Origin of the sequence: Streptomyces venezuelae ATCC 10712 (assembly GCF_008639165.1) — a bacterium.
GTDB lineage: Bacteria > Actinomycetota > Actinomycetes > Streptomycetales > Streptomycetaceae > Streptomyces > Streptomyces venezuelae.
Genome location: NZ_CP029197.1, coordinates 7,607,941 through 7,634,683 on the forward strand (window position 1 = coordinate 7,607,941; position 26,743 = coordinate 7,634,683).

Genomic DNA, 26,743 nt, shown 5'->3' on the forward strand with positions numbered 1-26,743 from the left:
CGTCAGCGGCGGCGGACGCGGTCGGTCAGCGGCGGGGGACGCGCAGGTCGCCGAGTTCCTCGTTCAGGGCGTCCAGGAAGCGCACGGCCGCCGCCAGCTCCTCCGCGTCGAACCGCTGCCGGGCTCGCTCCGCCGCCTGCGCGAGCGGCATGAAGTAGCTGCGGGCGGCGGCCTTGGCCCCCTCCACGTAGTGCACATGGACGACCCGCCGATCGGTGCTCTCCCGCGAGCGGCGGATGTGCCCGGCCCGTTCGAGCCGGTCGAGGCAGGCTGTGACCGCACCCGAGGTCAACCCCAGGTGCTCCCGCAGACGCCCCGGCGTCAGCGGCTCGGGGCTGTCCAGGACGACCGAGAGCGCCTGCACGTCCGTGGGATGCAGTCCCTGCGCGAGCGCGAAACCATGGACCAGTCGGTTGATCTCGCCGTTCGTCCGCCGCAGCGCGCGGGCGAAACTCTGCGCGTCACCCGGCACGCGCCCGGGCGCGGTCCCACCGGTCTCGGATCCCTCTGTACTGGCCACACGATCAGCCTATAGAAACCGGCCGGTGCATCCGCGGCGGCCGCACCTCCAGAAGAGAACCGGAGGAACAGAAGAAACAGGAGGAACGCGGAGAAGCCGCGCGCCTTCGTACGACGGGCCTCACCGGACAACGAACGGAGCGGATCCATGAGCGACGCGTCAGGGCACGAGGCCCCGGGACCGTTGTGCCTGGTCACCGGCGCCAGCGGCTACATCGGCGGGCGCCTCGTCCCCGAGCTCCTGGAGGCGGGCTTCCGGGTGCGGTGCCTGGCCCGTACCCCCGCGAAACTGCGCGACCACCCCTGGGCAGGGGAGGTGGAGATCGTCCGGGGCGACGTCACCGACCCCGAGACCCTCGCGTCCGCCTTCCGCGACGTGGACGTCGCGTACTACCTGGTGCACGCCCTCGGCGCCGGGCGCGGCTTCGAGCACACCGACCGCACGGCGGCCCAGAACTTCGCCCGCGAGGCCCGCGCCGCCGGTGTCGGCCGCATCGTCTACCTCGGCGGCCTCACCCCGCGCGGCGTGCCCGACCGGGAACTCTCGCCGCACCTGCGCTCACGTGCCGAGGTGGGCCGGATCCTGCTGGAATCCGGGGTTCCCACCACGGTGCTCCGCGCCGCCGTCATCATCGGCTCCGGCTCGGCCTCGTTCGAGATGCTCCGGTACCTCACCGAACGCCTGCCCGTGATGGTCACCCCCAGCTGGGTCCGCACCCGGATCCAGCCGATCGCCGTCCGTGACGTGCTGCGCTATCTGGTCGGCAGCGCGCGGATGCCCGCGGAGGTCAACCGGGCCTTCGACATCGGCGGCCCCGACATCCTCACGTACCTCGGCATGATGCGCCGCTACGCCGCCGTCGCCGGACTGCCCCGACGGCTCATCTTCCCCGTGCCGGTCCTCACCCCCCGGCTGTCCAGCCACTGGATCGGACTCGTCACCCCGGTGCCCCGGTCCATCGCCCGCCCGCTGGCCGAGTCGCTCCGCTACGAGGTCGTCTGCGACGAGCACGACATCGCCGACTGGGTGCCGGATCCGCCCGACGCCCCGCTCGCCTTCGAGCGGGCGCTCGCCCTCGCCCTCCAACGGGTCCGCGAGGCGAAGACGACCACCCGCTGGTCCTCCGCGTCCGTGCCCGGCGCGCCGAGCGATCCGCTGCCCACCGACCCCGACTGGGCGGGCGGCAGCCTCTACACCGACGAGCGCGAACGCACCGTCGGCGCGTCACTGCAGGCGCTGTGGAAGGTCGTCGAGGGCGTCGGCGGGGAGAACGGCTGGTACTCCTTCCCCCTCGCCTGGGCCGTCCGGGGCTGGCTCGACCGGCTCGTCGGAGGCGTCGGTCTGCGCCGCGGCCGCCGTGACGCCCTGCACCTGCGGGCAGGCGACTCGCTGGACTTCTGGCGGGTGGAGGAGATCGAACGGGGGCGGCTGCTGCGGCTGCGCGCCGAGATGAGGCTCCCCGGGCTCGCCTGGCTGGAGATGTACGCCGAGCGCGACGAGAACGGGGACACCCGCTACCGGCAGCGTGCCCTGTTCCACCCGCACGGCCTGGCCGGCCACGCCTACTGGTGGAGCGTCGCGCCGTTCCACGCCGTGGTCTTCGGCGGCATGGCCCGGAACATCGCCCTGAAGGCGGAGGCGAGCGAGGCGAAGGCGGGCGGGGCGGAGGCGGGCCAGGCGGAGGGGAGCAGAGCGAAGGCGGGCGGGGCGGAGGCGATCGGGGCGGCGGGAAACGGCGGACCGGCGCCGGCGTCCGCGCCGCCACCCGCATCCGGCGCGCCCCCGCGCGGCGAATGACCTCCGCACGTCAGTACAGCGAACCACCGGGACAGGCTCCTCGCCGAGCCGCTCGGTGACCCCATGCCAGGAGCGGTGCCATGAACGTCTCGGTCGTCCTGTTCACCTCGGACCTCCGCGTCCACGACCATCCCCCGCTGCGCGCCGCGCTGGGCCGGGGGAACGAGGTCGTCCCCCTGTTCGTACGGGATCCCGCCGTGGCCCGCGCGGGCCACGCGGCGCCGAACCGGGACGCGTTCCTCGCGGACTGCCTCGCCGCCCTCGACAGCGCACTGCGCGAACGCGGCGGCCGGCTCGTGGTGCGCTCGGGCGACCCCGTCGCCGAGGTGTGCGCGGTGGTGCGGGAGGCCGACGCCGACGAGGTCCACATGGCCGCGGGCTGCAGCGGGTTCGCCCGGCGCCGTGAGGACCGGCTCCGCCGCGCCCTGGAGGCGGACGGGCGGCGCCTGTACGTCCACGACGCCGTCGTCACCGCGCTGCCGACGGGCGCCGTGACACCGGGCGGCTCGGACCACTACGCCGTCTTCACCCCCTACTTCCGCCGCTGGTCGCGCGAGCGGCTGCGCGAGCCGCTGGCCGCGCCGCGCGTCGTCCGGACCCCACGGGGCATCCGCTCCGAGGACCTGCCGGCCCGCGCGAACGTCCAGAGCGTCTCCGGGGGCCTCGCCGCCGGCGGCGAGCAGGAGGGCCGGAAGCGGCTCGCCGCCTGGCTGGCGGAGGACGTCGACACGTACGAGGAACGCCACGACGACCTCGCGGGGGACGCGACGTCCCGCCTCTCGCCGTACCTCCACTTCGGCGCGGTCTCGGCGGCCGAGGCGGTCCACCGGGCCCGGTCGCGCGGCGGGGCGGGCGCCGAGGCGTTCGTACGGCAGCTCTGCTGGCGCGACTTCCACCACCAGGTCCTCGCCGCGCGCCCCGACGCGGCCTCCGACGACTACCGCACCCGTCATGACCGCTGGCGGCGCGGGACGGAGGCGGAGGCCGACCTCCGGGCGTGGCGTGAGGGCCGCACCGGTTACCCGGTCGTGGACGCCGCGATGCGGCAACTCGCCCACGAGGGCTGGATGCACAACCGGGGGCGGCTGCTCACCGCCTCGTTCCTGACCAAGACCCTGTACATCGACTGGCGGGAGGGCGCGCGGCACTTCCTGGAGCTGCTGGTCGACGGCGACCTCGCCAACAACCAGCTGAACTGGCAGTGGATGGCGGGCACGGGCACCGACAGCCGCCCCAACCGGGTACTGAACCCGGTGACCCAGGCCAAGAGGTACGACCCCGAGGGCGCGTACGTACGGCGCTGGGTGCCGGAACTCGCCGGGCTCGAAGGCCCCGCGGTGCACGAGCCGTGGAAGCTGCCCGGGCGCGAACGGGCGCGCTACGACTACCCGGACCCGATGGTCGAACTCGCGGACGGCCTCGCCCGCTTCCGGCGGGCGAGGGGACAGGACTGAGCCGCGCTCCAACGGGGCGGGAAGAGGCGGGACCGCGCCGCGGACCCCGGCGTCGCGCCGACGGTGTCCGCTCAGCCCCCTCCCGGCGCGGCGGCGGCCCCGGCGCCGTCCCGCGCGGTGGCGCACAGGCCGTGCAGCAGGGACAGGGCCTCGCGCAGACCCGTGGGGCGCAGCATCCCCGGCGCGGGCGTCCGGCCCGCCCAGCCCGGTCCCGAGAGGAGGACCGCCGTACGGGACCGGGCGCCCCGGACGCCCCACGCGGTGTCGGCGACGTGGCGCGCCAGGGGGTGGTCGGCCGTCGAGCGTGCCTGCGCCCACAGCGCGACCGCGACCGGACCCGTCCTGCGAACCGCCTGGTCGAGGGCCTCCGGGGGGACGGCCGCCCCGAACATCAGGGAGGGCACCCCGAGTTCGGCGAGTCCCGCGGCGAGCGCCTCCAGCGGGAGGGTGTGCTGTTCGTGCGGGACGCAGGCGAGCAGGACCGGGGGAGTGCCGTCCGGTGAGGTCCTGGCGCGGCCCGCCGAGCCGACGCGGCGCAGCGCCGTCGAGACGTGCCAGGACAGCAGGTGCTCCACCTCGACGTAGCGGTCCCCCGAGGTCTCCCACTTGCGGCCCACGGCATGCAGGGCGGGAGCCAGCACCTCCTCCCACGCGGTGACCAGACCGTGCCGTGCGATCGCGGACTCGAGCAGCTCGTCCATGGCCCCCGCGTCCAGCCTGACGGCCGCACGGCCGAGGCCCCGCAGCTCGCGCCGGACGTCGCCGGGGGTGGGCACGGCCGGGCCGGGCACGCCCTCACCCAGGGCGGTCCGGGCGGACCCTTCGCCCCCGGCGGCGAGGGCGGCGCGGGCCGCCTCCGCCGGTGGGACCCCGGACGCCGTCAGCCGGCACATCTCCTGGAGGACGGCGATGTCGTCCGGGCTCCACCGCCGGTGCCGGCCGTTCTCACGGGCGGCGGGCCCGATGCCGTAGCGCCGGTCCCAGGAGCGCAGGGTGGTGGGTGCGACGCCGAGGCGGCGCGCGACCGCGCCGCTGGTGAGACCCGGGGAGGGTGCGGTCATGCGGCCCACGATACGACGCACGACCGTTGCGAATGGTGCGGGCGCCGTGCCGGGACGGAGCCTGAGGGGGCCCAGTGGGGCACCCCACCGCCACCGGAGCCCGAGGGTGCCCCCAGCGGGCACCCCCCCCGCCGACCGGAGCCCGCCGGTCCCGGCCCGAGGAGCCGTCGCCATGACCGCACCGAGCGTCGACAGCCGGTCCTCGCTCTCCCTGTCCGACCGCGAGGTCGCCGACGGTTTCGTGAGCGGTGACGAAACCTGTCTGGCCGTCGCCCATGCCCGGTGGCACGGCCTGGTGCACACCCTCGCGGCCCGCACGCTCGGCGACACCAGGGAGGCTGAGGACGTCGGCCAGCAGGTCTTCCTCGCGGCCTGGCGGGGCAGGGCCGGCTACCGGCCCGAGCGCGGCCCGTTCCCCGGCTGGCTGGTGGGCATCACCCGGCGGAAGACCGCCGACGCACTGACGGCCCGCTCCCGGCGCAGGGCCCTGGAGGTCGCGCTGGGCGAGCGGCTGTGGCCCGAGGCGACGCCCGTCCCGTACTCCGACGGGGTCGTCGAACGGCTCGTGGTGGCCGGCGAGCTGGCGAAGCTGCCCACCGCGCAGCGCGAGGTGCTCGCCATGGCCTTCTACGGGGACCTCACCCAGGTCCAGATCGCCGAACGCACCGGAATGCCCCTCGGCACGGTCAAGAGCCACGCCCGACGGGGCCTCGACCGCCTGCGCCGCTCCCTGACCGAACCCCCGGCCGCCCCCACCCCGACCGACGCGGGCTGAACCGACCCACCCCCGCCCCCCCCCGCCCGTGACCGTCACACTTCGGTAATCACCGCCGACCGGGTGAATCGCCGCATCCCGACGCGCGCCGATGTCGAATGGGAGGCATGACCCTCTCCGAGCCCCCGGGACAGCCCACCCGTACGGTCCGACTCCTCGCGGCCGTCGGCGGATTGATCGCCGGTTACGTGTCCCTCGCCGTTGCGGACGTCGCCGCCTTCTGGGTGCGGCCCGAGGCGAGTCCCGTGACCGCCGTCGGGGACGTCGTCGTCGACCAGACGCCGGCGGCCGTCAAGGAGTGGGCGATCCGGGAGTTCGGCGAGAGCGACAAGGCCGTCCTCCTGCTCGGCATCCTGGTGATCCTCGGTGTCCTCGCCGTCGGCATCGGCCTGCTCGCGCTGCGGCGCCGCCTGCTCGGCTCGGCCGCGGTCGCCGCCTTCGGAGTCATCGGGGCCGTGGCGGCCGTCACCCGCCCCGATTCGGACTCCGCGCTCGACGCCGTGCCCTCGCTCGCGGGCGGCGCGGCGGGCGCGGCCCTGCTGTACGGGCTGACCGGTCTGCTCACCCGCAGGGCCGACACGAGTTCCGGGGCCGCGCGCGCCGACCGCCGCAGCTTCCTGGTCGTCGCCGCCTCCGCGGGCCTCGCCGCGACCGGTGCCGCCGCCCTCGCCAGGGCGGCCGGCAGCCCCGTCGAGGAGAACGCCGCCGCCTCCCGCGCCGCCCTCCGGCTGCCCCGACCGGCGTCGCCCGCGCCCGCCGTGCCCGCCGGGGCGCAGCTGCCCGTCCCCGGCATCGGTCCCTTCGTCACCCCGAACCGCGACTTCTACCGCGTGGACACCGCGCTCGTCGTGCCCCGGGTCAACGCCGACCGCTGGCGGCTGCGCGTCCACGGCAGCGGCGTCCGCGAGGAGCTCACCGTCACCCTGCGGGAGCTCATGACCCGGCGGATCGTGGAGCGGGACATCACCCTCGCGTGCGTCTCGAACGAGGTCGGCGGCTCCTTGGTCGGCAACGCCCGCTGGCTCGGCGTGTCGCTCGCCGACCTCCTCCGCGAGGCGGGGGTCCGGCCGCCCTCGGAGGGCGGCCCGGCCGACCAGCTGGTGGCCCGCTCCGTCGACGGCATGACCATCGGCACCCCCGTCGAGCAGGTCATGGACGGCCGCGACGCGCTCCTCGCCTTCGGCATGAACGGCGAGCCGCTGCCCTTCGCCCACGGCTTCCCCGTCCGCATGGTCGTCCCCGGTCTCTACGGATACGTCTCCGCCTGCAAGTGGATCGAGTCGATCGAGCTCACCACGTTCGCCGCCTACGACGCCTACTGGGTCCCGCGCGGCTGGGCCGCCCAGGCCCCCGTGAAGACCCAGTCCCGCATCGACACCCCGCGCGCCCTCGCCCGCCCCGCCGCCGGCCCCGTCATGATCGCCGGGGTCGCCTGGGCGCAGCACCGGGGCATCCGCCGGGTCGAGGTCCGCGTCGACGACGGCCCCTGGCAGCCTGCCCGGCTCGCCGCCGAGGACACCGTCGACACCTGGCGCCAGTGGGTGTACCCGTGGACGGCCACCCCCGGCCGCCACACCCTCACCGTCCGCGCCACCGACGGCACCGGCGTCACCCAGCCGGAACAGCGCACCGACGTGGTGCCCGACGGGGCGCAGGGACACCACTCCGTCGTCGTCACCGTCGGAGAGGGGTAGCCCCGCGCCCGGGTTTGGGGCATCGTGGCAGCCGAGCGGACACCGCCCACACGGTTCGAGGACTCCGCGGGCCGCTGTCCGCGGCCTTCGGTCCGGGGACCGTAACGAAGCGGTGCCGCCCACCCGTTCACCGCTCTCATGAGGGAGACTGCTCCCGTGCGTGGACATCTGCCGGACGAGAACCCCGGTTTCGTGGGACGCCGCACGGAACTGGAGCGCGTCTCCGCCGCGTTGGCGGAGCACCGCCTCGTCACCGTGACCGGCGTGGGCGGAGTCGGGAAGACCCGGCTCGCGCTGCGTGCCGCGCACCGCGCCGCCGACCGGTATCCCGACGGCGCCTGGTGGACCGACCTCACCCCGCTCGACGGCGACCGGCTCCTCGTCGCGCTCGTCGCCGACTCCGTCGACCTCGCCGACCACACCCCCGGCATGGCGACCACCGCGCTGCGCCGGCGGCTCGCCGACGACCGGCTGCTGCTCGTCCTCGACTCCTGCGAGCACCTCGCCGAGCCCTGCGCCCGGCTCGTCGCCGAACTCCTCGCCGCTGCCCCCGGGCTCACCGTGCTGGCCACCAGCCGGCGCCCCCTCGGCGTCGAAGGGGAGCGGATCGTCGCCCTCGATCCGCTGCCGCCCGCCGGACGCGACGCCCTGGAGCTGCTCCGCCGGGCCGCCGGGGAGGACTTCCCCGCGGCCGGGCCCGCCGGGGAGATCTGCGTCCGGCTCGAAGGCATCCCGCTCGCCCTGGAACTTGCCGCCGCCCAGATCCGCCTCCAGGGCGCCGAAGCCGTACGGGACCAGCTCGGCACCCGCTTCGACGCCCCGCCCGCCGCCCGCTTCGACCTGCTCGCCCACACCGAGCGGGTCTGGCCGAGCCGCCACCAGACGCTGCGGGCCGCCATCGGCTGGAGCCACGAGCTCAGCGCGCCCCTCGAGCGTCTCCTGTGGGCCCGGCTCTCCGTCTTCCGCGGCCCCTTCGACCTGGTGTCGGCGACCGCCGTCTGCGCCGGCGGCCCGCTCGACCCGGCCGTCCTGCCGGCCGCGCTCGACGGTCTCGTCCGCTCCTCCGTGGTCCGCCCTCCCGACGCGGGCGGCCGGTTCCGGATGCTCGACACGATCCGTGCCTACGGCGCGACCTGGCTGGACCGGACCGGTGAGACGGGCGCCGTCGCCGACCGGCACGCCGCGCACTTCCGCGGCCTCGCGGTCCGGGCGGAGACCGAGTGGCACGGCGCCCGCCAACTGCACTGGTACCGCACCGTCGACGCCCACCACACCGACCTGCGCACCGCCCTCGACCGGCTGCTGCGGACCGATCCCGACGCGGCCCTCGACCTCGTCGGCTCCGTCGCCTTCGCCTGGTCCTGCCGGGGCCGGCTCCGCGAGGCCCGCGACGGGCTCGAACAGGCGCTGCTGCTCAGCGGAGCACGCGGCCGCACCCGGGCCCGCGCCCTGTGGGCGCTCGGCGTCACCCTCGTACTCCAGGGAGAGTTCGGCCCCGCCCAGGAGGTCAGCGAGCGCTGCGCCAGGGAGGCCCGGCACACGGAGTACACGGAGTACACCGACCGCGCCGAGCACGCCGACCGCGTGGCGATCGCGGAGCGCACCGGGCACGCGCCCGCGGGCGTCGAGGACGACCAGCTCGCCGCGGCCGGCCGGACGCGGTCCCGGCCCGGTGACCTCACCCTGGACGCCGCCGCCCTCGCCGGGCTGCTCGCCCTCACCACCGGCCGCCCGATGGCCGCGCACGTCGTCGTCGGGCACGTCCTCGACGCCGCCCGGGGCGGCCCCGCCGACTCCGCCGCCCGGCTCCGCTGCCACCTCGTCCAGGTCTTCGCCCTCACCGGCCTCGGCCGCCTCGCCGAGGCCAGGGAACGCGCGCTGGCCCTGCTCGCCCGGTGCGAGGAGCTCGACGAGCACTGGACCCGGACCGCCCTGGAGTACCAACTGGCCCTCACCGGCCTCCTGGAGGGCGACCCGGCGGCCGCCGCCGGCCACGCGCGCGCCATGCTCGAAGGCACCCGCGCGCTCGGCGCGAGCCTCGGCGTCGCCCTCGGACTCGACGTCCTCGCCACCGCCCTCGCCGCGGCCGGCGACGGAGCACGCGCCGCCGACGTGTCCGGCACCGGGGAGGCGTACTGGCGCTCCACGGGCCAGCCCCGGCGCGGGCTGCCCGGCCTGCGGGCACTGCACGAGAAGTACACGGACACGGTCCGCGCGACGCTCGGCGAACCCGCCTACGAGGAGATCTTCCTGCGGGCCCTCACCGGCCTCCCGCAGGACGGCCTCGACCGTGCGCTGCGCGGCCCCCGGGAGGACTGACCGCCGCTCCCGCCCCCGACGTGCCGGGCCCCTCGCCCGGGCGGACGATGAGGGCATGGACGGATCCCTGAGCGGTCTGGGCGACATCAGCACCCCGGGGCGCGTGGCCGGCCCCGACGAGGGCGTCACCGCGCAGGAGCTGGCCCTCGCCACCCGCAACCACGGGCTCCCGCTCGAAGCCCTGCGGTACGAGGTCACCCCGCCCGGGCTGCACTACGTCCTGGTGCACTACGACATCCCCGCCACCGAGGCCGACGGCTGGCGGCTCACCGTCGGCGGCCGGGTCCTGCGGCCCCTCACCCTGGACCTGGACGCGCTCCGCGCCCGGCCCGCCGTCACCCGCCGGGTGACCCTGGAGTGCGCCGGGAACGGCCGGGCCCGCCTCACCCCCCGCCCCGTCAGCCAGCCCTGGCTCGACGAGGCCGTCGGCACCGCCGACTGGACCGGCGTGCCCCTCGCGGAACTCCTCGCCGAGGCGGGGATCGCGGAGGACGCGGCCGAGGCGGTGTTCACCGGCGCCGACCACGGCATCGAGCGGGGCGTCGAGCAGGACTACCGGCGCGCCCTGCCCCTGGCGACCGCCGCGGACCCCGCCCGGGACGTCCTCGTCGCGTACGCGATGAACGGCGCGCCGCTGCCGCCGCAGCACGGCAGCCCGCTCCGCCTCGTCGTCCCCGGCTGGTACGGCATGGCGCACGTGAAGTGGCTGCGCGACATCACGCTCACCCCCACCCCGTACACCGGCTTCCAGCAGAGCGTGGCCTATCGCGTACGGCAGGCGGCGGAGGATCCGGGGGAGCCGGTCACCCTCATCGCGCCCCGGGCCCTGATGGTGCCGCCCGGCTTCCCGGACTTTATGTCCCGCACCCGCGTCGTCCGGCCGGGACGGGTCCCGCTCACCGGGCGCGCCTGGTCCGGGCACGGACCGATCACCCGCGTCGAGGTCAGCGAGGACGGCGGCGCGGTCTGGACCGACGCCGAACTCCACCGTGACCCGGACCACCCGTGGGCCTGGACCGCCTGGCGGACCACCTGGACGGCCACGCCCGGCCTGCGCCACCTGACCGTGCGGGCCACCGACGCCCGGGGCAACGTCCAGCCGATGACCCAGCCCTGGAACCGCGGCGGCTTCGCCAACAACCACGTCCAACGCGTCGAGGTCCTCTGCACCCCGGCCACGACGGAGACCGCCCCGGCCGCGACGGAGACCGCCCCCGCCGCGACGGGGACCACCCCCGCCGCGACGGAGACCACCCCGGCCGCGACGGAGCCCCGGTCCGCACGGCCCCCGGCCTGACCTGCCCGGCTTCGGGTACGGGGCAGGGGGACGCGCCCCGGGCGGGGTGCGTAGAGTCGACTTCGGCAGACCCAGACCTGATGAGGAGACCCCCGTGACCGACCCGGCGTCCACCGCCCTCCAGCAGCAGATCGCCCGGGACCTCCAGGTGGCCGAGACCTTCGACCCGCGGGCCGAGATCGAGCGCCGCGTGGCCTTCCTCACCGAGCGGCTGACCTCCACCGGGCTGCGTTCGCTCGTCCTCGGCATCAGCGGCGGTGTCGACTCCAGCACCGCCGGGCGGCTCTGCCAGCTCGCCGTGGAGCGCGCCCGCGCCGCCGGCCACCAGGCCACCTTCTACGCGATGCGCCTGCCGTACGGTGTCCAGGCCGACGAGAAGGACGCGCAGACCGCGCTGGGCTTCATCCGCGCCGACGAGGTCCTCACCGTGGACGTCAAGGCGGCGAGCGACGCGGCCCTTGAGGCCGCCCTCGCCGGTGGCGTCACCTTCCGCGACGCGCACCACCAGGACTTCGTGCAGGGCAACATCAAGGCCCGCCAGCGGATGATCGCCCAGTACGCGGTCGCCGGGGCGAACGACGGACTCGTCGTCGGCACCGACCACGCCGCCGAGGCCGTCTCCGGCTTCTTCACCAAGTTCGGCGACGGCGCCGCCGACGTCGTCCCGCTGACCGGTCTGACCAAGCGGCGCGTCCGCGCGGTCGCCGCCGAGCTCGGCGCCCCCGCCGAGCTGGTGTGGAAGGTCCCGACGGCCGACCTGGAGACCCTGGACCCGGGCAAGCCCGACGAGGACGCGCTGGGCGTCTCGTACGACGAGATCGACGACTTCCTGGAGGGGAAGCCGGTCGCGGAGGCCGCGTTCGCCGCGATCGCCCGCCGCTACGCGCTCACCGAGCACAAGCGGCAGCTGCCGATCGCCCCCTGAGGCCCGCGCCCCACGGCGAGCGACGGGCGGCGGTCTCGCGGCGATCGGCGGATGCTGGAAGGGGTGCCCGTTCCCGGGCCCCCGGGAAGGAGCACGTCATGTTCGGCGACACCCCGGCGTTCAGCGGTTTCTCGGTCGACGACCTCGACGCCGCCCGGCGCTTCTACGGCGAGACGCTCGGCCTGAAGGTGGAGGAGGCGGGCGAGGGCGACATGCGGATCCTCTTCCTCACCCTGGCCGGCGGGACCCGTCTCTTCGTCTACCCGAAGGACGACCACACCCCCGCGAGCTTCACGATCCTCAACTTCGCCGTCGACGACATCGAAGGCGCCGTCGACGACCTGACCGGCCGTGGGGTGAGCATGGAGCGCTACGAGGGCTTCGAGGCCGACGAGAAGGGGATCGTGGTGGACGAGGGCGGACCGGCCATCGCCTGGTTCAAGGACCCGGCGGGCAACGTCCTGTCGGTCCTCAAGGAGCGCTGACCTCCCCGAACGGACCGGCCCGCGTGCGCGGCAGCCTCGTAACGCCTCGAATGGGAGGGTGATCGCGCCGCCCGACGACTGCCTCGCCCGCAACGAATGGATCTGCGGCGCCTATCTCTCCACCCGGCGCGAGATCCTCACCGACGCCGTCGTCCAGCACCTCCAGCTGACCGGCGTCTCGGTCGCCCTCGCCCTGGTGCTCGCGCTGCCCCTCGCGGTGGCCGCGCGCCGCTGGCGCTGGGCGGCCGGGCCCGTCCTCGGGGTCACCACGCTCCTGTACACGATCCCGGCGCTCGCGATGTTCTCGCTGCTGCTGCCGGTGTACGGCCTGTCCGCCGCCCTGGTGGTGGCCGGGCTCGTGCTGTACTCCCTCACCCTGCTGGTACGGAACATCCTGGCTGGGCTCCGGGCCGTACCCGAGGAGACCCGGCAGGCCGCGCGCGGACTCGGCTACGGCCCCGTACGACTGCTCCTCGCCGTCGAACTGCCGCTCGCCCTGCCCGCCGCCATGGCCGGGCTGCGGATCGCCGCCGTCTCGGCCGTCTCGCTCGTCACCATCGGCGCGATCGTCGGCCACGGCGGCCTCGGGAACCTCATCTACGCGGGGATGAACACCTACTTCAAGGCCCAGGTCCTCACCGCCTCGGTGCTCTGCGTCCTCATCGCCGTCGCCGCCGACCTGCTCCTCCTCGGCGCCCAGCGGCTGCTCACCCCCTGGACCCGCGGGCAGGCCGCGTGACCACCCTCGCCGACGCCTGGTCCTGGCTCACCACCTCGGCGCACTGGGCCGGCGAGAACGGCATCTGGCACCGGCTCGCCGAGCACCTCTTCCTCACCGTCGTCTGCCTCCTCATCAGCTGCGCGATCGCGCTGCCGGTCGCCCTCGTCCTCGGGCACCTCGGCAAGGGCGGCGCGCTCGCCGTGAACCTCTCCAACGTGGGCCGGGCCGTCCCCACCTTCGCGGTCCTCGTGCTGCTCCTGCTGAGCCCGATCGGCTCGTACGGCGAGTGGCCGACGATCATCGCGCTGGTCCTCTTCGCCGTGCCCCCGCTGCTGACCAACGCGTACGTGGGGATGCGGGGCGTCGACCCCGATGTCGTACGGGCCGCCCGGGGCATGGGGATGACGGGCCGCCAGACCCTCACCCGGGTCGAGCTGCCGCTCGCCCTGCCGCTGATCCTCACCGGCGTGCGGATCGCCGCCGTCCAGCTGGTCGCCACGGCGACCGTGGCCGCGCTCGCCGGCGGCGGCGGCCTCGGCCGGATCATCACCGCCGGGTTCAACCTCGCTTCCACCCCTCAGGTCGTCGCCGGAGCCTGTCTCGTGGCCGTGCTCGCGCTGCTGGTGGAAGGGGTCTTCGAGGGCGTCCAGCGGCTGGCTCCCGACCGGGCCCGGGGGAGCGGCGCGTGAGCCGGCGGCGCCGCGTCGCCCGGGGCGCGGCCGTCGTGTCGCTGGCCGTGGTGGTCTGCGCCGGGCTCGGCGGCTGCGCCGCCGGCCCCTCGCTGGAGGACCAGGGGGCCGTCACGGCCCCGCCGGGGGACAGCCGGCAGCTGACCGTCGGCTCGGCCGGGTTCACCGAGAGCGACCTGCTGGCGCAGATGTACGCGCTGCTGCTGGAAGAGGCCGGCTACGGGACGAAGATCCTCTCCGTCACCAACCGCGAGCTGTACGAGCCGGCCCTGGAGCGCGGTCAGATCGACGTCGTACCGGAGTACGCGGCCACCTTCGCCGACTGGCTGAACGCCAAGGCGCACGGGGCGGACGCGCCGACGGTCGGCTCGCCCGACCTGGCCGCGACGATGACCGCGCTCCGCGCGCTCGCGGGCCCGCGCGGCCTCACCGTCCTCGACGCGGGCCGCGCCGTCGACCAGAACGCCTTCGCGGTGACCGCCGCCTTCGCCGCCGAGCACCGGCTGAAGACGCTCAGCGACCTCGGCGCCCGGGGCGTTCCCGTCCGGCTGGCGGCCGGTGACGAGTGCGTCCGGCGGCCGTACTGCGCGCCGGGTCTGAGGGAGGTGTACGGCATCGACGTGACCGCCGTCGACCCCAAGGGCGTCGGCACCACCCCGGCCAAGCAGGCCGTCCAGAACGGCGAGGACCAGATGGTGCTCACCACGACCACCGATGCCACGCTCGACGAGTTCGGTCTCGTCCTGCTCGCCGACGACCGGAACCTGCAGAACGCCGATCACATCGTCCCCGTGGTGAACCGGGCCCGCGCCGGGAGCGAGGGGGTCACCCGGGCGCTCTCCCGGCTGAACACGGTGCTGACGACGGCCGATCTGGCGATGCTCAACGAGCAGGTGGACAGCTGGCGGCGCCTCCCGGAGGACGTGGCGCGGAACTACCTCGCGGACAAGGGCCTCGTCCGGCGCTGAGCGGGCGACGAGCGCGTGCCGAGCCCGCGCGGGACGGCCGCGCGTGTCAGCCCGCTGAACAGCGTCTCTTGTCATGACCCTTGCGGGGTCGTTCGCGCCCCTGCTATTCATCGGTTAGGAAAGTTTCCTTCCAGTCGAACTCGCGTACCCCCCCGACCTCGTTCGTCGTTCCGTGGAGACCCCCATGACTTCGGCACGATCCGCACGACCCCGACCCCGCCTCCGGCGCTACGGCATCGCCGGCACCGCCCTGGGCGCACTGCTCCTCGGCCTCGCCACCCTGCCGCCCACCGCGACCGCCGCCCCCGTCACCCACGAGGCCGAGGCGGCCACCGTCTCCCAAGGTGCCGTCGAGTCCAACCACGCCGGCTTCACCGGCGCCGGATTCGTCAACTACGACAACGTCAGCGGCAGTTACGTCCAGTGGAACGTCAACGCCGCCCAGGCGGGCCCCGCGACGCTCACCCTGCGCTACGCCAACGGCACCACCACCAACCGCCCGATGGACATCGCCGTCAACGGCGCGGTCGCCGCCTCCGGCAAGTCCTTCGCCGGCACCGGCGCCTGGACCAGCTGGGCGACCACCACCGTCAACACCACCCTCAAGGCCGGCGCCAACACCGTCCGCGCCACCGCCACCACCGCCAACGGCGGCCCCAACGTCGACCACCTGACCGTCGACAGCGGCACCACCCAGCCGCCCACCGGCACCACCCCCGCCGCGATCAACGGCCAGCTCAAGGTCTGCGGCACCAAGCTCTGCAACCGGTACGACAAGCCGATCCAGCTCCGCGGCATGTCCAGCCACGGCACCCAGTGGTACAGCCAGTGCCTGACCGGCGGCTCGCTCGACGCCCTCGCCAAGGACTGGAACGCCGACGTCCTGCGCGTCTCCACGTACGTCCAGGAGGAGGGCTACGAGACCGACCCGCGCAAGTACACCGACCTCGCCCACGCGCTCATCGAGCAGGCCACCGCGCGCGGCATGTACGTGATCGTCGACTGGCACATGCTCGACCCGGGCGACCCGCACTACAACCTCGCCCGCGCCAAGACCTTCTTCACCGAGATCGCCCAGCGCCACGGCTCCAAGACGAACCTGCTGTACGAGATCGCCAACGAGCCCAGCGGCGTCGCCTGGTCCCGCATCAAGAGCTACGCCGAGCAGCTCATCCCGGTCATCCGCGCCAAGGACGCCGAGACCCCGATCCTCGTCGGCACGCGCGCGTGGTCCTCGTTCGGCGTCTCCGAGGACGGCGACGAGTCCGAGGTCGTGTCCAACCCGGTGAACGCCGCCAACATCATGTACACCTTCCACTTCTACGCCTACTCGCACCGCGAGGAGTACCTGAACACCCTCTCCCGCGCGGCCGACAAGCTGCCCGTCTTCGTCACCGAGTTCGGCACCCAGAACTACGCCGGCGAGGGCAGCAACGACTTCGCCATGAGCCAGAAGTTCATCGACCTCATGGCCGCGAAGAAGATCAGCTGGGTCAACTGGAACTACTCCGACGACGAGCGCACCGGCGCCGTCTTCAAGACCGGCACCTGTGACGCCGGCGGACCCTGGACCGGCACCGGCTCGCTGAAGCCCGCCGGCGTCTGGATCCGGGACCGCGTCAGGACGGCGGACGACTTCCCGACCTCCTGACGCCCTTCCTCCGGTACGCCCCCGCCATGTGATCCACTGTCCTGGCGGGGGCGTACCGAACAGGAGCAGGAACAGCGTGACCACCTACCGGCAGCCGGGACTCGTCCTCACCGACCACCGCTTCCCCGTCCCCCTCGACCACGACCGCCCCGACGGCGAGCGCATCGAGGTCTTCGCCCGCGAGGTCGTCGCCGGCGACAAGGCCGGATCCGACCGGGACCGGCTCCCGTGGCTGGTCTACCTGGAGGGCGGCCCCGGCTTCGGCGCCCGCCGCTTCATCGGCCCGCAGGCCTGGCTCGGCCGGGCCGTGCGGGAGTTCCGCGTCCTCCTGCTCGACCAGCGGGGCACCGGCCGCTCCACCCCCGCCAACCGCCAGACCCTCCCGCTCCGCGGCACCCCGGCCGAACAGGCCGACTACCTCGCCCACTTCCGCGCCGACTCGATCGTCAAGGACTGCGAGAGCATCCGGCGCCGCCTCACCGGCGGCGCCCCCTGGACCGTCCTCGGCCAGAGCTTCGGCGGCTTCTGCGCCGTCCACTACCTCTCGACCGCGCCCCAGGGCCTGGAGCGGGTCCTGATCACCGGCGGGCTGCCCTCCCTGCACGCCACCGCCGACGAGGTCTACCGCGCCGCCTACCCCCGCATCCGGCGCAAGAACGAGGCCCACTTCGCCCGCTACCCGCAGGACGCCGAGCGGGCCCGCGCCATCGCCGCCCACCTCCGCGAGCACCGGGTCACCCTCCCCGGCGGCGGGCACCTCACCCCCGAGGCCTTCCAGTCCCTCGGCATCCTCCTCGGCTCCGGCGAGGGCACCCACCAGCTGCACCTGCTCCTGGAAGGCGCCTTCGTCCCCACCCCGGGCGGACCCGCGCTCGCCGACGCCTTCCTCGAGCAGGTCCAGGCCCAGCTGTCGTACGCCGGACACCCGCTGTACGCCGTGCTCCACGAGGCCATCTACGCCCAGGGCGAGGGCCCCACCGACTGGGCCGCCGAACGCGTCCGCGCCGAATACCCCGAGTTCGACGCCGGCGCCGCGCTCGACGAGGGCCGGCCCTTCCTGTTCACCGGCGAGACCGTCCACCCCTGGCACTTCACCACCGACCCCGCCCTGCGCCCGCTCCGCGAGACCGCCGAACTCCTCGCCGCCCGCACCGACTGGGCCCCGCTCTACGACCCCGAGCGGCTCGCCGCCAACCGGGTCCCGGTCGCCGCCGCCGTCTACCACGACGACATGTACGTGGACACCGTCCACTCCCTCGACACCGCGCGGACCGTCCGCGGACTGCGCACCTGGGTGACCGACGAGTTCGAACACGACGGGGTACGGGCCGGCGGACCGCGCGTCCTCGACCGGCTGCTCGCGCTCTCCCGGGACGAGATCTGATCCCGGCCGGCGGCCGGAAACCGATCACCTCCGCATAGGATGCGGCGCGCAACCGAGCAGGCCGAGGCGCCGTGCGCACGAGGAGGGTCCGGATGACGGGACGCGAGACACCGGCTTCGGGCCGGGAGCTGAAGTTCCGGGCCCTCATGGCCGAGCTGCGGCGCGGCATCCTCGACGGCACCTGGCCCCCCGGCAGCAAGCTCCCCACCGAGCGGGCGCTCGCCACCGAGACGGGCCTGTCGGTCACGACGGTCCGCCGCGCCTACGAGGACCTGGTCGCCCTCGGACTCGTCGAACGCCGCCAGGGCGCGGGCAGCTTCGCCGCCCACCGGCCCGAACGCGACGGCGGCGGGCAGCGGATCGTCGGCGTCCTGGTCCCCGACACCGCCTTCTACTACCCCCGGGTCCTCCAGGGCATCGAGAAGGAACTCGCGGCGGCCGGGGCCCGGCTGGTCCTCGCCTGCTCCCACTACGACCCCGACGAGGAGGACGCCGCCGTCGAGCGCCTCCTCTCGGCCGGCGTCCACGGACTCCTCCTCGTCCCCAGCCTGCACACCGCCACCGACCCCGGACGGCGCGCGGAGGAGTTGCTGGCGCTGCCCGTCCCCGCCGTCCTCGTCGAGCGCCGGCTCGCCGCGTACGGCCCGGGCGACCCCACCGAGCACGTCTGCACCGACCACGAGGGCGGCGCCTACGACGCGGTCCGCCATCTGCGCGCCCTCGGCCACGAGCGGCTCGGCCTCGTCGTCCGCACCGACGCCCCCACCACCGCGCCCATCGAGTCCGGCTTCGCCCGGGCCGTCGGCGACCTCGGACTGCCCGGGCCGCCGCCGTACGAGCGGGACGTGATGGCCCGCTGGGACCCGGACCGCGCGGACCGGGCCCTCGCCGCGCTGCGGGACGCCGGGGTCACCGCCGCGCTCTGCTTCGGCGACCGGGAGGCCGCGCTGATGCTCGGGGCGGCCCGCCGCGCCGGGGTGCGGGTCCCCGGCGACCTCGCCCTGATCAGCTACGACAACGAGTTCGCCGATGTCGCGGAGACCCCGCTGACCGCCGTGTCGCCGCCCAAGTACGCCCTCGGCAGGCTCGCCGCGCAGATCCTGCTCAAGCGGCTCGCCGAGGGCGAGGCCGCGCCGCTGCACCAGGTGCAGCTCCGCCCCCGGCTCGTGGTCCGCGCCTCCTGCGGCGGAGGCCGGGGCGCGGGCGGCGCGCCACGCGGTCAGGGCGGTTCCGGGCGCGGCGGCGGCGCGTAAAAGTCCAAGAGGTGAGTTCCCATTGCTCATGGAGTGCTCTTGACCCGAGCCGGTAGAACTCGGTCCGGGCCCCGCGAGGGGAGGCGCGAGGAGAGGACCCGGACATGAGCACCCACGTCGGCGCGGAGATCGCCGGCCAGCCCGACTGCTGGCGCCGGGCCGCCGAGCTCGCCCACCGGGACGCCGCCCTGCTGCCGGCCCGTGGCGAGCGGGTGGCCGTGGTCGGCTGCGGCACCTCGTACTTCATCGCCCGTGCCTACGCGGCGCTGCGCGAGTCCCTCGGCGCGGGCGAGACCGACGCCTTCCCCGCCTCCGACTCCACCCCGCTCGGCCGCGGTTACGACCGGATCGTGGCCCTCACCCGCTCCGGCACCACCACCGAGGTCGTCCAGCTGCTCGCCGGGGCGGCGGGCGCCGTCCCCACCCTCGTCCTGACCGGTGTCCCCGACAGCCCGGCCGGACAGCTCGCCGACCGGGTCCTCGACCTCGGCTTCGCCGACGAACGCTCCGTCGTACAGACCCGGTTCGCGACCACCGCGCTGCAACTCCTGCGCGCGGGACTCGGGGTGGACCTCACCTCCGCCATCGCCGACGCCGAACTCGTCCTGTACGAGCGGCTGCCGGCGGCCTGGGAGCGGCGCGGCCAGTTCACCTTCCTCGGCACCGGCTGGACCGTCGGGCTCGCCGACGAGGCGGCGCTCAAGCTGCGGGAGGTGGCCCGTGCCTGGACGGAGTCGTACGCGGCGATGGAGTACCGTCACGGGCCGATCAGCATCAGCGACCGGTCGAGCCTGGTCTGGTGCCTCGGTCCGGCCCCCTCGGGTCTGAAGGACGAAGTGGAGTCCACGGGCGCCCTGTTCGCGGCCGACGCGATCGATCCGGTCGCGGCGCTGGTCCGCGCGCAGCGGCTCGCCGTCGCCCTCGCCGTAAGGCGCGGGCTCAACCCCGACCGGCCCCGCAACGTCTCACGTTCGGTGATCCTTTCCGGAGCGTTCCGGCCGACGGCCGCGGAGGCGGCCCGTATCCTGCGGGCATGACCGGAACCGATGTCACGGACCTCGCCGAGATGCCCGGCGACTGGCAGCGCGCGCTCGCCGTCGTCGCCCACCCCGACGACCTGGAGTACGGCTGCGCGGCCGCCGTCGCGGGCTGGACGGACGCCGGGAAGGAGGTCGTGTACGTCCTCGCCACCCGTGGCGAGGCCGGGATCGACACCCTCGCCCCGGACGTCTGCGGCCCGCTGCGCGAGCGGGAACAGCGGGACAGTGCCGCCGTGGTGGGCGTGGACACGGTCGAGTTCCTGGACCACCGCGACGGGGTGATCGAGTACGGGACCGGGCTGCGCCGCGACATCGCGGCCGCGATCCGCAGGCACCGCCCGGAGCTGGTCGTCACCCTCAACCACCGTGACACCTGGGGCGGGGGCCCCGGCGCCCCGTGGAACACCCCCGACCACCTGGCCGTCGGGCGGGCGACCCTGGACGCCGCGGCGGACGCCGGGAACCGCTGGATCTTTCCGGAGCTCGTCGAGCAGGGTCTGGAGCCCTGGGGAGGGGTGCGCTGGGTGGCGGTCGCGGCCTCCAGCACCCCGACCCACGCGGTCGACGCGGGCCCGGGCCTCGACCGCGCGATCCGCTCGCTGCTGTGCCACCGCGCCTACATCGAGGCGCTGACGGACGAGGACCCGGAGCAGTACGTGCGCTCCTTCCTCGGCATGACGACGAGTCAGGCGTCGGCCCGGTTCGGCGGCCGCCCGGCGGTCACCTTCGAGCTGTTCGCCCGCTGAGGCGGCCGTCCTGCCGAGCAGCCGCCGCGAGTGGGGCGGGCCGTCCGGTCAGCCCATCGGCGCCGGCTTCAGGACGGCGAAGGGCGCTCCGAAGGGGTCGGCGAGCCAGGCGATGCGGCCGACGTCCGGGATGTCGGCGGCGGGCATCAGGACCGAACCGCCGTTCCCCTGGGCGGCCTTGACGATCGCGTCCGCGTCCGTGACGTCGAAGTACACGATCCAGCGCGGGCCTTCGGCCTGGTCCTGGAGTTCGGCGACGCCGCCGAAGGAGGCGTCCTGCTGGTCCCCGTCGGCGGTGGAGAGGACCTGGTACTTCATGCCGGGCGCGTCCATCTCCGCCGACCGCCAGCCGAGCACCGTCCGGTAGAAGGCGACGGCGGCGGCCGGGTCGCCGGTGTGCAGTTCGACCCAGACCAGGGTGTGGGGGGAGGAGGTCCGGTCGAGGCCCTTGGTCGTGCCCGGCTGCCAGAGCGCGAACTGTGCGCCGTGCGGGTCGGTGAGGGCGGCCATCCGGCCCGCGTCCATGACGTCGAAGGGCGCGAGGCGCACCGTGGCGCCCGCCGTCTCCGCGGCCTTCGCCGTGTCGTCCGCGTCCGGGGTGTGGAAGTACACGGTCCAGGCGCTCTTCGCGCCCTCCTCGGTGAGCGGGCCGAGCGCGGCGACCGTCTTCCCGTCCTGCTGGAAGAAGCCGTAGCCGCCCGCGTCGGGTCCCGCCGAGCGGAACTCCCAGCCGAAGACGCCCGTGTAGAAGGCGGCGGCGGCCTCCGTGTCGGGGCTGCCGAGATCGATCCAGCAGGGGGAGCCCTTGGTGAACTGGGTACCGAGCATGGGAGGTGTCCCGTCCTTCCGTCGTCCGTATGCCGTTTCCGGCCACCGTGACCGATCCTGGCCCTTCGGCGGGCGCGGCGCAGCCTCACCGGCCGGGGTTCATCCGACCGGCCGACCGGCCGCCTGCTCCTCCAGCGCGCCGAACACCAGCTCGTTGTTGAGCGCGACCCCGGCCCGGTAGCCCCGGCTCACCGCGTTGACCACCTGTTCCTGCGGGCCCGTCACGTTCCCGGCGGCCCAGACGCCGGGCACGCTCGTCCGGCCCGTCCCGTCCACGGCGACGAACTCGCCGAACGGGGTGGCGCTCAGCTCCGCGCCGAGCTGCCGCAGGACACCGTCCCGGGCCGCCAGGCGCGAGGCCGCGGCGAAGACCACGGAGCGGGCCACGGTCCTGCCGTCGGCGAGCCGCACCCCGGTCAGCCGGTCGTCGCGCACCGCGAAGCCCACCACCTCGCCCCGCTCGATCCGGACGCCCGCCGCGTCGAGGAGGGCCGCCTCGTGCTCCGACGGCTCGGCGGAGGTGTGCAGGAACAGGGTCACGTCCTTCGACCAGTGCGCGACCATCAGCGCCTGGTGCGCGGGCATCGTCGGGTGCGCGATGACGCCGAAGGCCTGGTCGCGGACCTCCCAGCCGTGGCAGTACGGGCAGTGCAGCACGTCCTTCCCCCACCGTTCGGCGAGGCCCTCGATCGGGGGCAGCTCGTCGACGAGCCCGGTGGTGACGACGAGCCGCCGCGCGGCGACGGTGTCCCCGTCCGCGAGGGTCAGGACGAACCCGCCCCGCCCGTCGGGTGCGGCGCCCGTCACCTCCCCGGTCCGCAGCTCCACCCCGTATCCGGCGACCTCGGCCCGTCCGGCGGCCAGGTAGTCCGCCGGGCTCATGCCGTCCCGGGTCAGCACGCCCTGCATGTGCGCGGCGGGCGCGTTGCGCGGCCGGCCGGCGTCGACGACCAGGGTCCGGCGGCGTGCCCGGCCGAGGACCAGGGCGGCGCTGAGCCCGGCGGCGCCACCGCCGACGACCACGGCCTCGTACGCGTTCTCTCGATCTGCGTGATGTGTGTGGTGTGCGTTCATGGGGCGAGCGTCGCCCGAGCCCGCGAAACGAGCAAGCATCGTTGCCGTTTCTGCAAAACTGCACGTATGACCGAAGAAAAAGACGATCGCATCGACGCCGTACTGAACGAGGTCGGCCCCCGGCTCCGCCGGGTCCGCCGCGACCGCGGGGTGACCCTCGCCGAGCTCTCCGCGACCACCGGCATCTCCGTGAGCACCCTCTCCCGGCTGGAGTCGGGGCAGCGCAAGCCCAGCCTTGAGCTGCTCCTGCCGCTCGCCCGCGCCCACCAGGTCCCGCTCGACGAGCTGGTCGGCGCACCGCCGACCGGCGACCCACGGATCCGGGCGAAGCCGATCGTGCGGGACGGCCGCACGATGTACCCGCTGACCCGGCAGCCGGGCGGCCTCCAGGCGTACAAGGTGGTGCAGGAGAAGCCGCAGCAGGAGGAGCCTGAGCCGCGCGTCCACGAGGGCTACGAGTGGCTGTACGTGCTCTCCGGGAGGCTCCGGCTCGTCCTCGGCGAGCACGACGTCGTCCTCGGGGCCGGCGAGGCGGCCGAGTTCGACACGCGCGTCCCGCACTGGTTCGGACCGACGGCGGACGGCCCCGTGGAGTTCCTGAGCCTCTACGGCCCACAGGGGGAGCGGATGCACGTCAGGGCCCGCCCGAAGAAGTCCGGCTGAGCGGTTCCCCTCGCATCAAGCGACCGCTTAGTATGCAACCGACCGCTCGGTACGGAGGAGGCTTCCGGATGCAGGCATGGCGTGTGTACGAGAACGGGGAACCGCGCGCGGTGATGCGCCGCGAGGAGGTGGCCCCGCCCGCGCCCGGCGACGGCCAGGTCCTCCTCAAGGTGCGCGCCGCCAACGTCAACTTCCCCGACGCGCTGCTCTGCCGCGGCCACTACCAGGTGCGCCCCCCGCTGCCCTTCACCCCCGGCGTCGAGGTCTGCGCCGAGACCGAGGACGGCCGCCGGGTCGTCACCACCGCCGCCCTCCCGCACGGCGGCTTCGCCGAGTACCTCCTCGCCGACGCCGCCGGCCTGCTGCCCGCCCCCGAGTCGCTCGACGACGCCGAGGCCGCCGCGCTCCACATCGGCTACCAGACCGGCTGGTTCGGACTGCACCGCCGCGCCGCCCTCCAGGAGGGCGAGACCCTCCTCGTCCACGCCGCGGCCGGCGGCGTCGGCAGCGCCGCCGTCCAGCTCGGCAAGGCCGCCGGCGCCACCGTGATCGGGGTCGTCGGCGGACCGGCGAAGGCCGCCGTCGCCCGCGCGCTGGGCTGCGACGTGGTGATCGACCGGCGCTCCGAGGACGTCGTCGCCGCCGTCAAGGCCGCGACCGGCGGCCGCGGCGCCGACGTGATCTACGACCCGGTCGGCGGCGAGGCCTACCAGCAGTCCGCCAAGTGCGTCGCCTTCGAGGGCCGGATCGTCGTCGTCGGCTTCGCCAGCGGCACCGTCCCGGCGCCCGCCCTCAACCACGCCCTGGTGAAGAACTACTCGGTCCTCGGCCTCCACTGGGGCCTCTACGCCGCGAAGGACCCGGCCTCGATCGGCCGCTGCCACGAGACCCTCACCGCCCTCGCGGCCAAGGGCCTGATCAAACCCCTGATCGGCGAGCGCGTCCCGTTCGCGGGCGCGGCCGACGCCGTCCAGCGGGTCGCCGACGGCACCACCACCGGCCGCCTGGTCGTCCTCCCGGAAGGAGCCCGCGCATGACCGACGCCGAGGAACTCCGCGCACGCACCCGGACGTTGCTGGAGGAACACCCGCCCGCCACCACCGACCGCACCGACTTCCTGCGGGCCCGCTTCGACGCCGGACTCGCCTGGGTGCACTACCCGGTCGGCCTCGGCGGCCTCGACGCGCCCCGCGCGCTCCAGAGCGTCGTCGACGCCGAACTCGCCGCCGCGGGCGCCCCCGACAACGATCCGCGCAAGATCGGCATCGGCCTCGGCATGGCCGCCCCCACCGTCCTCGCCCACGGCTCCGACGAGGTGAAGCGGCGCTTCCTCCGCCCGCTCTGGGTCGGCGAGGAGGTCTGGTGCCAGCTCTTCAGCGAGCCCGGCGCGGGCTCCGACCTGGCCGCGCTCGCCACCCGGGCCGTCCGCGACGGCGAGGACTGGGTCGTCGACGGACAGAAGGTGTGGACCTCCAGCGCCCACACCGCCCGCTGGGCCATCCTCATCGCCCGCACCGACCCGGACGCCCCCAAGCACCGGGGCATCACCTACTTCGTCTGCGACATGACCGACCCCGGCGTGGAGGTCAGGCCGCTGCGCCAGATCACCGGCGAGGCCGAGTTCAACGAGGTCTTCCTGACCGGCGTCCGCATCCCCGACGCCCACCGCCTCGGCGAGGTCGGCGACGGCTGGCGGGTCGCCCAGACCACCCTCATGAACGAGCGGGTCTCCATCGGCGGCTCCCGCATCCCCCGCGAGGGCGGCATGATCGGGAAGGCCGCCACGACCTGGCGCGAGCGCCCCGAACTGCGCACCCACGAGCTGCACCGCCGGCTGCTCGACCACTGGGTCGACGCCGAGGTGGCCAGGCTCGCCGGCGAGCGGCTCCGCCAGCAGCTCGTCGCGGGCCGCCCCGGCCCCGAGGGCAGCGCCATGAAGCTCGCCTTCGCCCGCCTCAACCAGGCCATCAGCGGCCTGGAGGTCGAACTCCTCGGTGACGAGGGCCTGTTGTACGGCGAGTGGGAGATGCGCCGCCCCAACCTGGTCGACTTCACCGGCCGCGACGCCGGATACCGCTATCTGCGGTCCAAGGGCAACTCGATCGAGGGCGGCACCAGCGAGGTGCTGCTCAACATCGTCGCCGAGCGGGTCCTCGGCCTGCCGCCCGAGCCCCGTAACGACAAGGACGTCGCCTGGAAGGACCTCGCCCGATGACCGAGCCTCTGCCGGAGCACCCCCTCGACCTCCTCTACTCCGAGACCGAGGAGGACCTGCGGGCCGCCGTCCGCGCCCTGCTCACCGACCGGGCCGGCCATCAGGTCCTGCTCGACCGGATCGAGACCGAAAGCCCGTACGCCCCCGGCCTGTGGAAGTCCCTCGCGGCCGACATCGGCGCCGCGGGACTCCTCGTCCCCGAGAAGCTCGGCGGCCAGGGCGCGAGCCACCGGGAGACCGCCGTCGTCCTGGAGGAACTCGGCCGTGCGGTCACCCCGCTGCCGTACCTCTCCAGCGCGGTGGTGGCCACCGAGACGCTGCTCGACCTGGCGGACGGGAGCGAGGCGGCGGCCGGACTGCTCGCGGAGCTGGCGGGCGGCCGGACGGTGGCCGTCCTCGCCGTACCCCTGTCGACGGCGCCCGGGGCGGAGTTCCCGCTCACCGGCCCGGTCCCCGCGGTGGCCGACGCCCCCGCCGCCGACGTGTTCCTCGTGCCCCGCGCCGACGGTCTGTACGCCGTGCCCGCCGCGGAGGCGACGGTCGAGCCGCAGACTCCGCTCGACCTCACCCGCCCGCTGGCCAGGGTCACCGCCTCCGTCGGCGGCACCCGGCTCGCGGGCCCCGACGCGGCCCGTACGGCGGTCCGGCGAGGACTGCTCTCCGGGGCCGGGCTCCTCGCCTCCGAACAGCTCGGCCTCGCCGAGTGGTGCCTGGAGGAGACCGTCCGGTACACCCGGGAGCGCCACCAGTTCAACCGGCCGGTCGGCTCCTTCCAGGCCCTCAAGCACCGCATGGCCCAGCTCTGGCTGGATCTCGTGGGCGCCAGGGCCGCGGCCCGCGCGGCCGCCGACGCCCTGGCCACCGGCAGCCCGGACGCCCCGCTGCTGGTGGCCGTCGCCCAGGCCTACTGCTCGAAGACGGCCGTCCGGGCCGCCGAGGAGTGCGTGCAGCTGCACGGCGGGATCGGGATGACCTGGGAACACCCCGCGCACCTGGCGCTCAAGCGGGCCAAGTCCGACCAGATCGCCCTGGGGGCGACGGGGCGGCACCAGGACGCGATCGCCGCCCTGGTGGGCCTAGAGCCGCCGCTGTAGCCGGACCGGTCGGAGCCCCTGAGCCCCGATGTAAGGGGCCTCTGTGTCCGCACCCCTTTACATACTGTTTAATTGCATGCTGTTCGCAAT

General features: G+C 74.8%; 24 protein-coding genes. 20 read left to right on the plus strand and 4 right to left on the minus strand.

What is annotated here, in order from left to right:
- Positions 1–25 precede the first annotated feature (25 nt).
- The gene (locus DEJ43_RS34790) at positions 26–520 is read right to left on the minus strand and encodes a MarR family winged helix-turn-helix transcriptional regulator (RefSeq protein WP_015038138.1); all 495 of its coding nucleotides are present in this window, start codon (positions 518–520) and stop codon (positions 26–28) included.
- A 147-nt stretch (positions 521–667) separates the two neighbouring features.
- Here DEJ43_RS34790 and DEJ43_RS34795 point away from each other — a divergent pair, with 147 nt between their 5' ends.
- Complete coding sequence (locus DEJ43_RS34795; RefSeq protein WP_015038139.1) at positions 668–2,317, plus strand: SDR family oxidoreductase; 1,650 nt, start codon at positions 668–670, stop codon at positions 2,315–2,317.
- A gap of 80 nt (positions 2,318–2,397) precedes the next feature.
- Positions 2,398–3,771: a cryptochrome/photolyase family protein gene (locus DEJ43_RS34800; RefSeq protein ID WP_015038140.1), complete on the plus strand. Its 1,374-nt coding sequence runs from the start codon at positions 2,398–2,400 to the stop codon at positions 3,769–3,771.
- A 71-nt stretch (positions 3,772–3,842) separates the two neighbouring features.
- On the opposite strand, the gene DEJ43_RS34805 is transcribed toward DEJ43_RS34800, so the two are convergent.
- On the minus strand, positions 3,843–4,832 hold the full coding sequence (locus DEJ43_RS34805; protein ID WP_015038141.1) for a MerR family transcriptional regulator: 990 nt from the start codon (positions 4,830–4,832) through the stop codon (positions 3,843–3,845).
- A 172-nt stretch (positions 4,833–5,004) separates the two neighbouring features.
- Here DEJ43_RS34805 and DEJ43_RS34810 point away from each other — a divergent pair, with 172 nt between their 5' ends.
- From DEJ43_RS34810 to DEJ43_RS34875, 14 genes are all read left to right on the plus strand, one after another.
- The gene (locus DEJ43_RS34810) at positions 5,005–5,607 is read left to right on the plus strand and encodes a sigma-70 family RNA polymerase sigma factor (protein WP_015038142.1); all 603 of its coding nucleotides are present in this window, start codon (positions 5,005–5,007) and stop codon (positions 5,605–5,607) included.
- Between the two features lie 107 nt (positions 5,608–5,714).
- Complete coding sequence (locus tag DEJ43_RS34815) at positions 5,715–7,301, plus strand: molybdopterin-dependent oxidoreductase (RefSeq protein WP_015038143.1); 1,587 nt, start codon at positions 5,715–5,717, stop codon at positions 7,299–7,301.
- Positions 7,302–7,457: 156 nt separating this feature from the next.
- Positions 7,458–9,620, plus strand: coding sequence for an ATP-binding protein (locus DEJ43_RS34820; RefSeq protein WP_041663229.1), 2,163 nt, complete (start codon positions 7,458–7,460; stop codon positions 9,618–9,620).
- Positions 9,621–9,675: 55 nt separating this feature from the next.
- Positions 9,676–10,917, plus strand: coding sequence for a sulfite oxidase (locus tag DEJ43_RS34825; protein WP_015038145.1), 1,242 nt, complete (start codon positions 9,676–9,678; stop codon positions 10,915–10,917).
- A 94-nt stretch (positions 10,918–11,011) separates the two neighbouring features.
- Positions 11,012–11,842, plus strand: coding sequence for an ammonia-dependent NAD(+) synthetase (gene nadE / locus DEJ43_RS34830; protein WP_041663230.1), 831 nt, complete (start codon positions 11,012–11,014; stop codon positions 11,840–11,842).
- 98 nt (positions 11,843–11,940) lie between these two features.
- Positions 11,941–12,327 carry a VOC family protein gene (locus DEJ43_RS34835; RefSeq protein WP_015038147.1) on the plus strand — a complete coding sequence of 129 codons (387 nt, stop codon included), beginning with the start codon at positions 11,941–11,943 and terminating at the stop codon, positions 12,325–12,327.
- 58 nt (positions 12,328–12,385) lie between these two features.
- Complete coding sequence (locus DEJ43_RS34840) at positions 12,386–13,066, plus strand: ABC transporter permease (protein WP_015038148.1); 681 nt, start codon at positions 12,386–12,388, stop codon at positions 13,064–13,066.
- On the plus strand, positions 13,063–13,737 hold the full coding sequence (locus DEJ43_RS34845) for an ABC transporter permease (protein WP_015038149.1): 675 nt from the start codon (positions 13,063–13,065) through the stop codon (positions 13,735–13,737). The genes DEJ43_RS34840 and DEJ43_RS34845 overlap by 4 nt, the downstream gene beginning before the upstream one ends.
- A gap of 35 nt (positions 13,738–13,772) precedes the next feature.
- Positions 13,773–14,705 (plus strand): ABC transporter substrate-binding protein, encoded by a 933-nt coding sequence (locus DEJ43_RS34850; RefSeq protein WP_051026232.1) that lies wholly within the window; start codon positions 13,773–13,775, stop codon positions 14,703–14,705.
- A gap of 184 nt (positions 14,706–14,889) precedes the next feature.
- A complete protein-coding gene (locus DEJ43_RS38830; protein WP_015038151.1) occupies positions 14,890–16,356 on the plus strand; it encodes a cellulase family glycosylhydrolase in 1,467 nt (488 codons plus the stop codon).
- Between the two features lie 76 nt (positions 16,357–16,432).
- A complete protein-coding gene (locus DEJ43_RS34860; protein WP_041663232.1) occupies positions 16,433–17,740 on the plus strand; it encodes an alpha/beta fold hydrolase in 1,308 nt (435 codons plus the stop codon).
- A 92-nt stretch (positions 17,741–17,832) separates the two neighbouring features.
- Complete coding sequence (locus tag DEJ43_RS34865) at positions 17,833–18,993, plus strand: GntR family transcriptional regulator (RefSeq protein WP_106433784.1); 1,161 nt, start codon at positions 17,833–17,835, stop codon at positions 18,991–18,993.
- Between the two features lie 104 nt (positions 18,994–19,097).
- Positions 19,098–20,030 carry an SIS domain-containing protein gene (locus DEJ43_RS34870; RefSeq protein WP_015038154.1) on the plus strand — a complete coding sequence of 311 codons (933 nt, stop codon included), beginning with the start codon at positions 19,098–19,100 and terminating at the stop codon, positions 20,028–20,030.
- Positions 20,027–20,779 carry a PIG-L deacetylase family protein gene (locus DEJ43_RS34875; protein ID WP_071892318.1) on the plus strand — a complete coding sequence of 251 codons (753 nt, stop codon included), beginning with the start codon at positions 20,027–20,029 and terminating at the stop codon, positions 20,777–20,779. The genes DEJ43_RS34870 and DEJ43_RS34875 overlap by 4 nt, the downstream gene beginning before the upstream one ends.
- A 48-nt stretch (positions 20,780–20,827) precedes the next feature.
- Here DEJ43_RS34875 and DEJ43_RS34880 read toward each other — a convergent pair whose 3' ends face one another.
- Entirely contained in the window at positions 20,828–21,607 is a 780-nt protein-coding gene (locus DEJ43_RS34880; RefSeq protein WP_015038156.1) for a VOC family protein, read from the minus strand.
- Positions 21,608–21,706: 99 nt separating this feature from the next.
- Complete coding sequence (locus DEJ43_RS34885) at positions 21,707–22,681, minus strand: NAD(P)/FAD-dependent oxidoreductase (protein ID WP_015038157.1); 975 nt, start codon at positions 22,679–22,681, stop codon at positions 21,707–21,709.
- A gap of 66 nt (positions 22,682–22,747) precedes the next feature.
- Between DEJ43_RS34885 and DEJ43_RS34890 the strand changes: the two genes are divergently transcribed.
- The 4 genes from DEJ43_RS34890 to DEJ43_RS34905 all read left to right on the plus strand — a co-directional run bounded on the left by DEJ43_RS34890 (position 22,748) and on the right by DEJ43_RS34905 (position 26,653).
- Positions 22,748–23,344 carry a helix-turn-helix domain-containing protein gene (locus tag DEJ43_RS34890; RefSeq protein WP_015038158.1) on the plus strand — a complete coding sequence of 199 codons (597 nt, stop codon included), beginning with the start codon at positions 22,748–22,750 and terminating at the stop codon, positions 23,342–23,344.
- Between the two features lie 68 nt (positions 23,345–23,412).
- The gene (locus DEJ43_RS34895; RefSeq protein WP_015038159.1) at positions 23,413–24,381 is read left to right on the plus strand and encodes an NADPH:quinone oxidoreductase family protein; all 969 of its coding nucleotides are present in this window, start codon (positions 23,413–23,415) and stop codon (positions 24,379–24,381) included.
- Positions 24,378–25,559, plus strand: a complete 1,182-nt coding sequence (locus DEJ43_RS34900) for an acyl-CoA dehydrogenase family protein (protein ID WP_015038160.1) — start codon at positions 24,378–24,380, stop codon at positions 25,557–25,559. The genes DEJ43_RS34895 and DEJ43_RS34900 overlap by 4 nt, the downstream gene beginning before the upstream one ends.
- Positions 25,556–26,653 (plus strand): acyl-CoA dehydrogenase family protein, encoded by a 1,098-nt coding sequence (locus DEJ43_RS34905; protein WP_015038161.1) that lies wholly within the window; start codon positions 25,556–25,558, stop codon positions 26,651–26,653. Before DEJ43_RS34900 ends, DEJ43_RS34905 begins: the two co-directional genes overlap by 4 nt.
- Positions 26,654–26,743: the final 90 nt, after the last annotated feature.

Coding starts and splice junctions, on each gene's coding strand:
- DEJ43_RS34795 (WP_015038139.1), top strand. CDS start 668: ATGAGCGACGCGTCAGGGCACGAGGCCCCGGGACCGTTGTGCCTGGTC.
- DEJ43_RS34800 (WP_015038140.1), top strand. CDS start 2,398: ATGAACGTCTCGGTCGTCCTGTTCACCTCGGACCTCCGCGTCCACGAC.
- DEJ43_RS34805 (WP_015038141.1), bottom strand. CDS start 4,832: ATGACCGCACCCTCCCCGGGTCTCACCAGCGGCGCGGTCGCGCGCCGC.
- DEJ43_RS34810 (WP_015038142.1), top strand. CDS start 5,005: ATGACCGCACCGAGCGTCGACAGCCGGTCCTCGCTCTCCCTGTCCGAC.
- DEJ43_RS34815 (WP_015038143.1), top strand. CDS start 5,715: ATGACCCTCTCCGAGCCCCCGGGACAGCCCACCCGTACGGTCCGACTC.
- DEJ43_RS34825 (WP_015038145.1), top strand. CDS start 9,676: ATGGACGGATCCCTGAGCGGTCTGGGCGACATCAGCACCCCGGGGCGC.
- DEJ43_RS34835 (WP_015038147.1), top strand. CDS start 11,941: ATGTTCGGCGACACCCCGGCGTTCAGCGGTTTCTCGGTCGACGACCTC.
- DEJ43_RS38830 (WP_015038151.1), top strand. CDS start 14,890: ATGACTTCGGCACGATCCGCACGACCCCGACCCCGCCTCCGGCGCTAC.
- DEJ43_RS34865 (WP_106433784.1), top strand. CDS start 17,833: ATGACGGGACGCGAGACACCGGCTTCGGGCCGGGAGCTGAAGTTCCGG.
- DEJ43_RS34870 (WP_015038154.1), top strand. CDS start 19,098: ATGAGCACCCACGTCGGCGCGGAGATCGCCGGCCAGCCCGACTGCTGG.
- DEJ43_RS34875 (WP_071892318.1), top strand. CDS start 20,027: ATGACCGGAACCGATGTCACGGACCTCGCCGAGATGCCCGGCGACTGG.
- DEJ43_RS34880 (WP_015038156.1), bottom strand. CDS start 21,607: ATGCTCGGTACCCAGTTCACCAAGGGCTCCCCCTGCTGGATCGATCTC.
- DEJ43_RS34885 (WP_015038157.1), bottom strand. CDS start 22,681: ATGAACGCACACCACACACATCACGCAGATCGAGAGAACGCGTACGAG.
- DEJ43_RS34890 (WP_015038158.1), top strand. CDS start 22,748: ATGACCGAAGAAAAAGACGATCGCATCGACGCCGTACTGAACGAGGTC.
- DEJ43_RS34895 (WP_015038159.1), top strand. CDS start 23,413: ATGCAGGCATGGCGTGTGTACGAGAACGGGGAACCGCGCGCGGTGATG.
- DEJ43_RS34900 (WP_015038160.1), top strand. CDS start 24,378: ATGACCGACGCCGAGGAACTCCGCGCACGCACCCGGACGTTGCTGGAG.
- DEJ43_RS34905 (WP_015038161.1), top strand. CDS start 25,556: ATGACCGAGCCTCTGCCGGAGCACCCCCTCGACCTCCTCTACTCCGAG.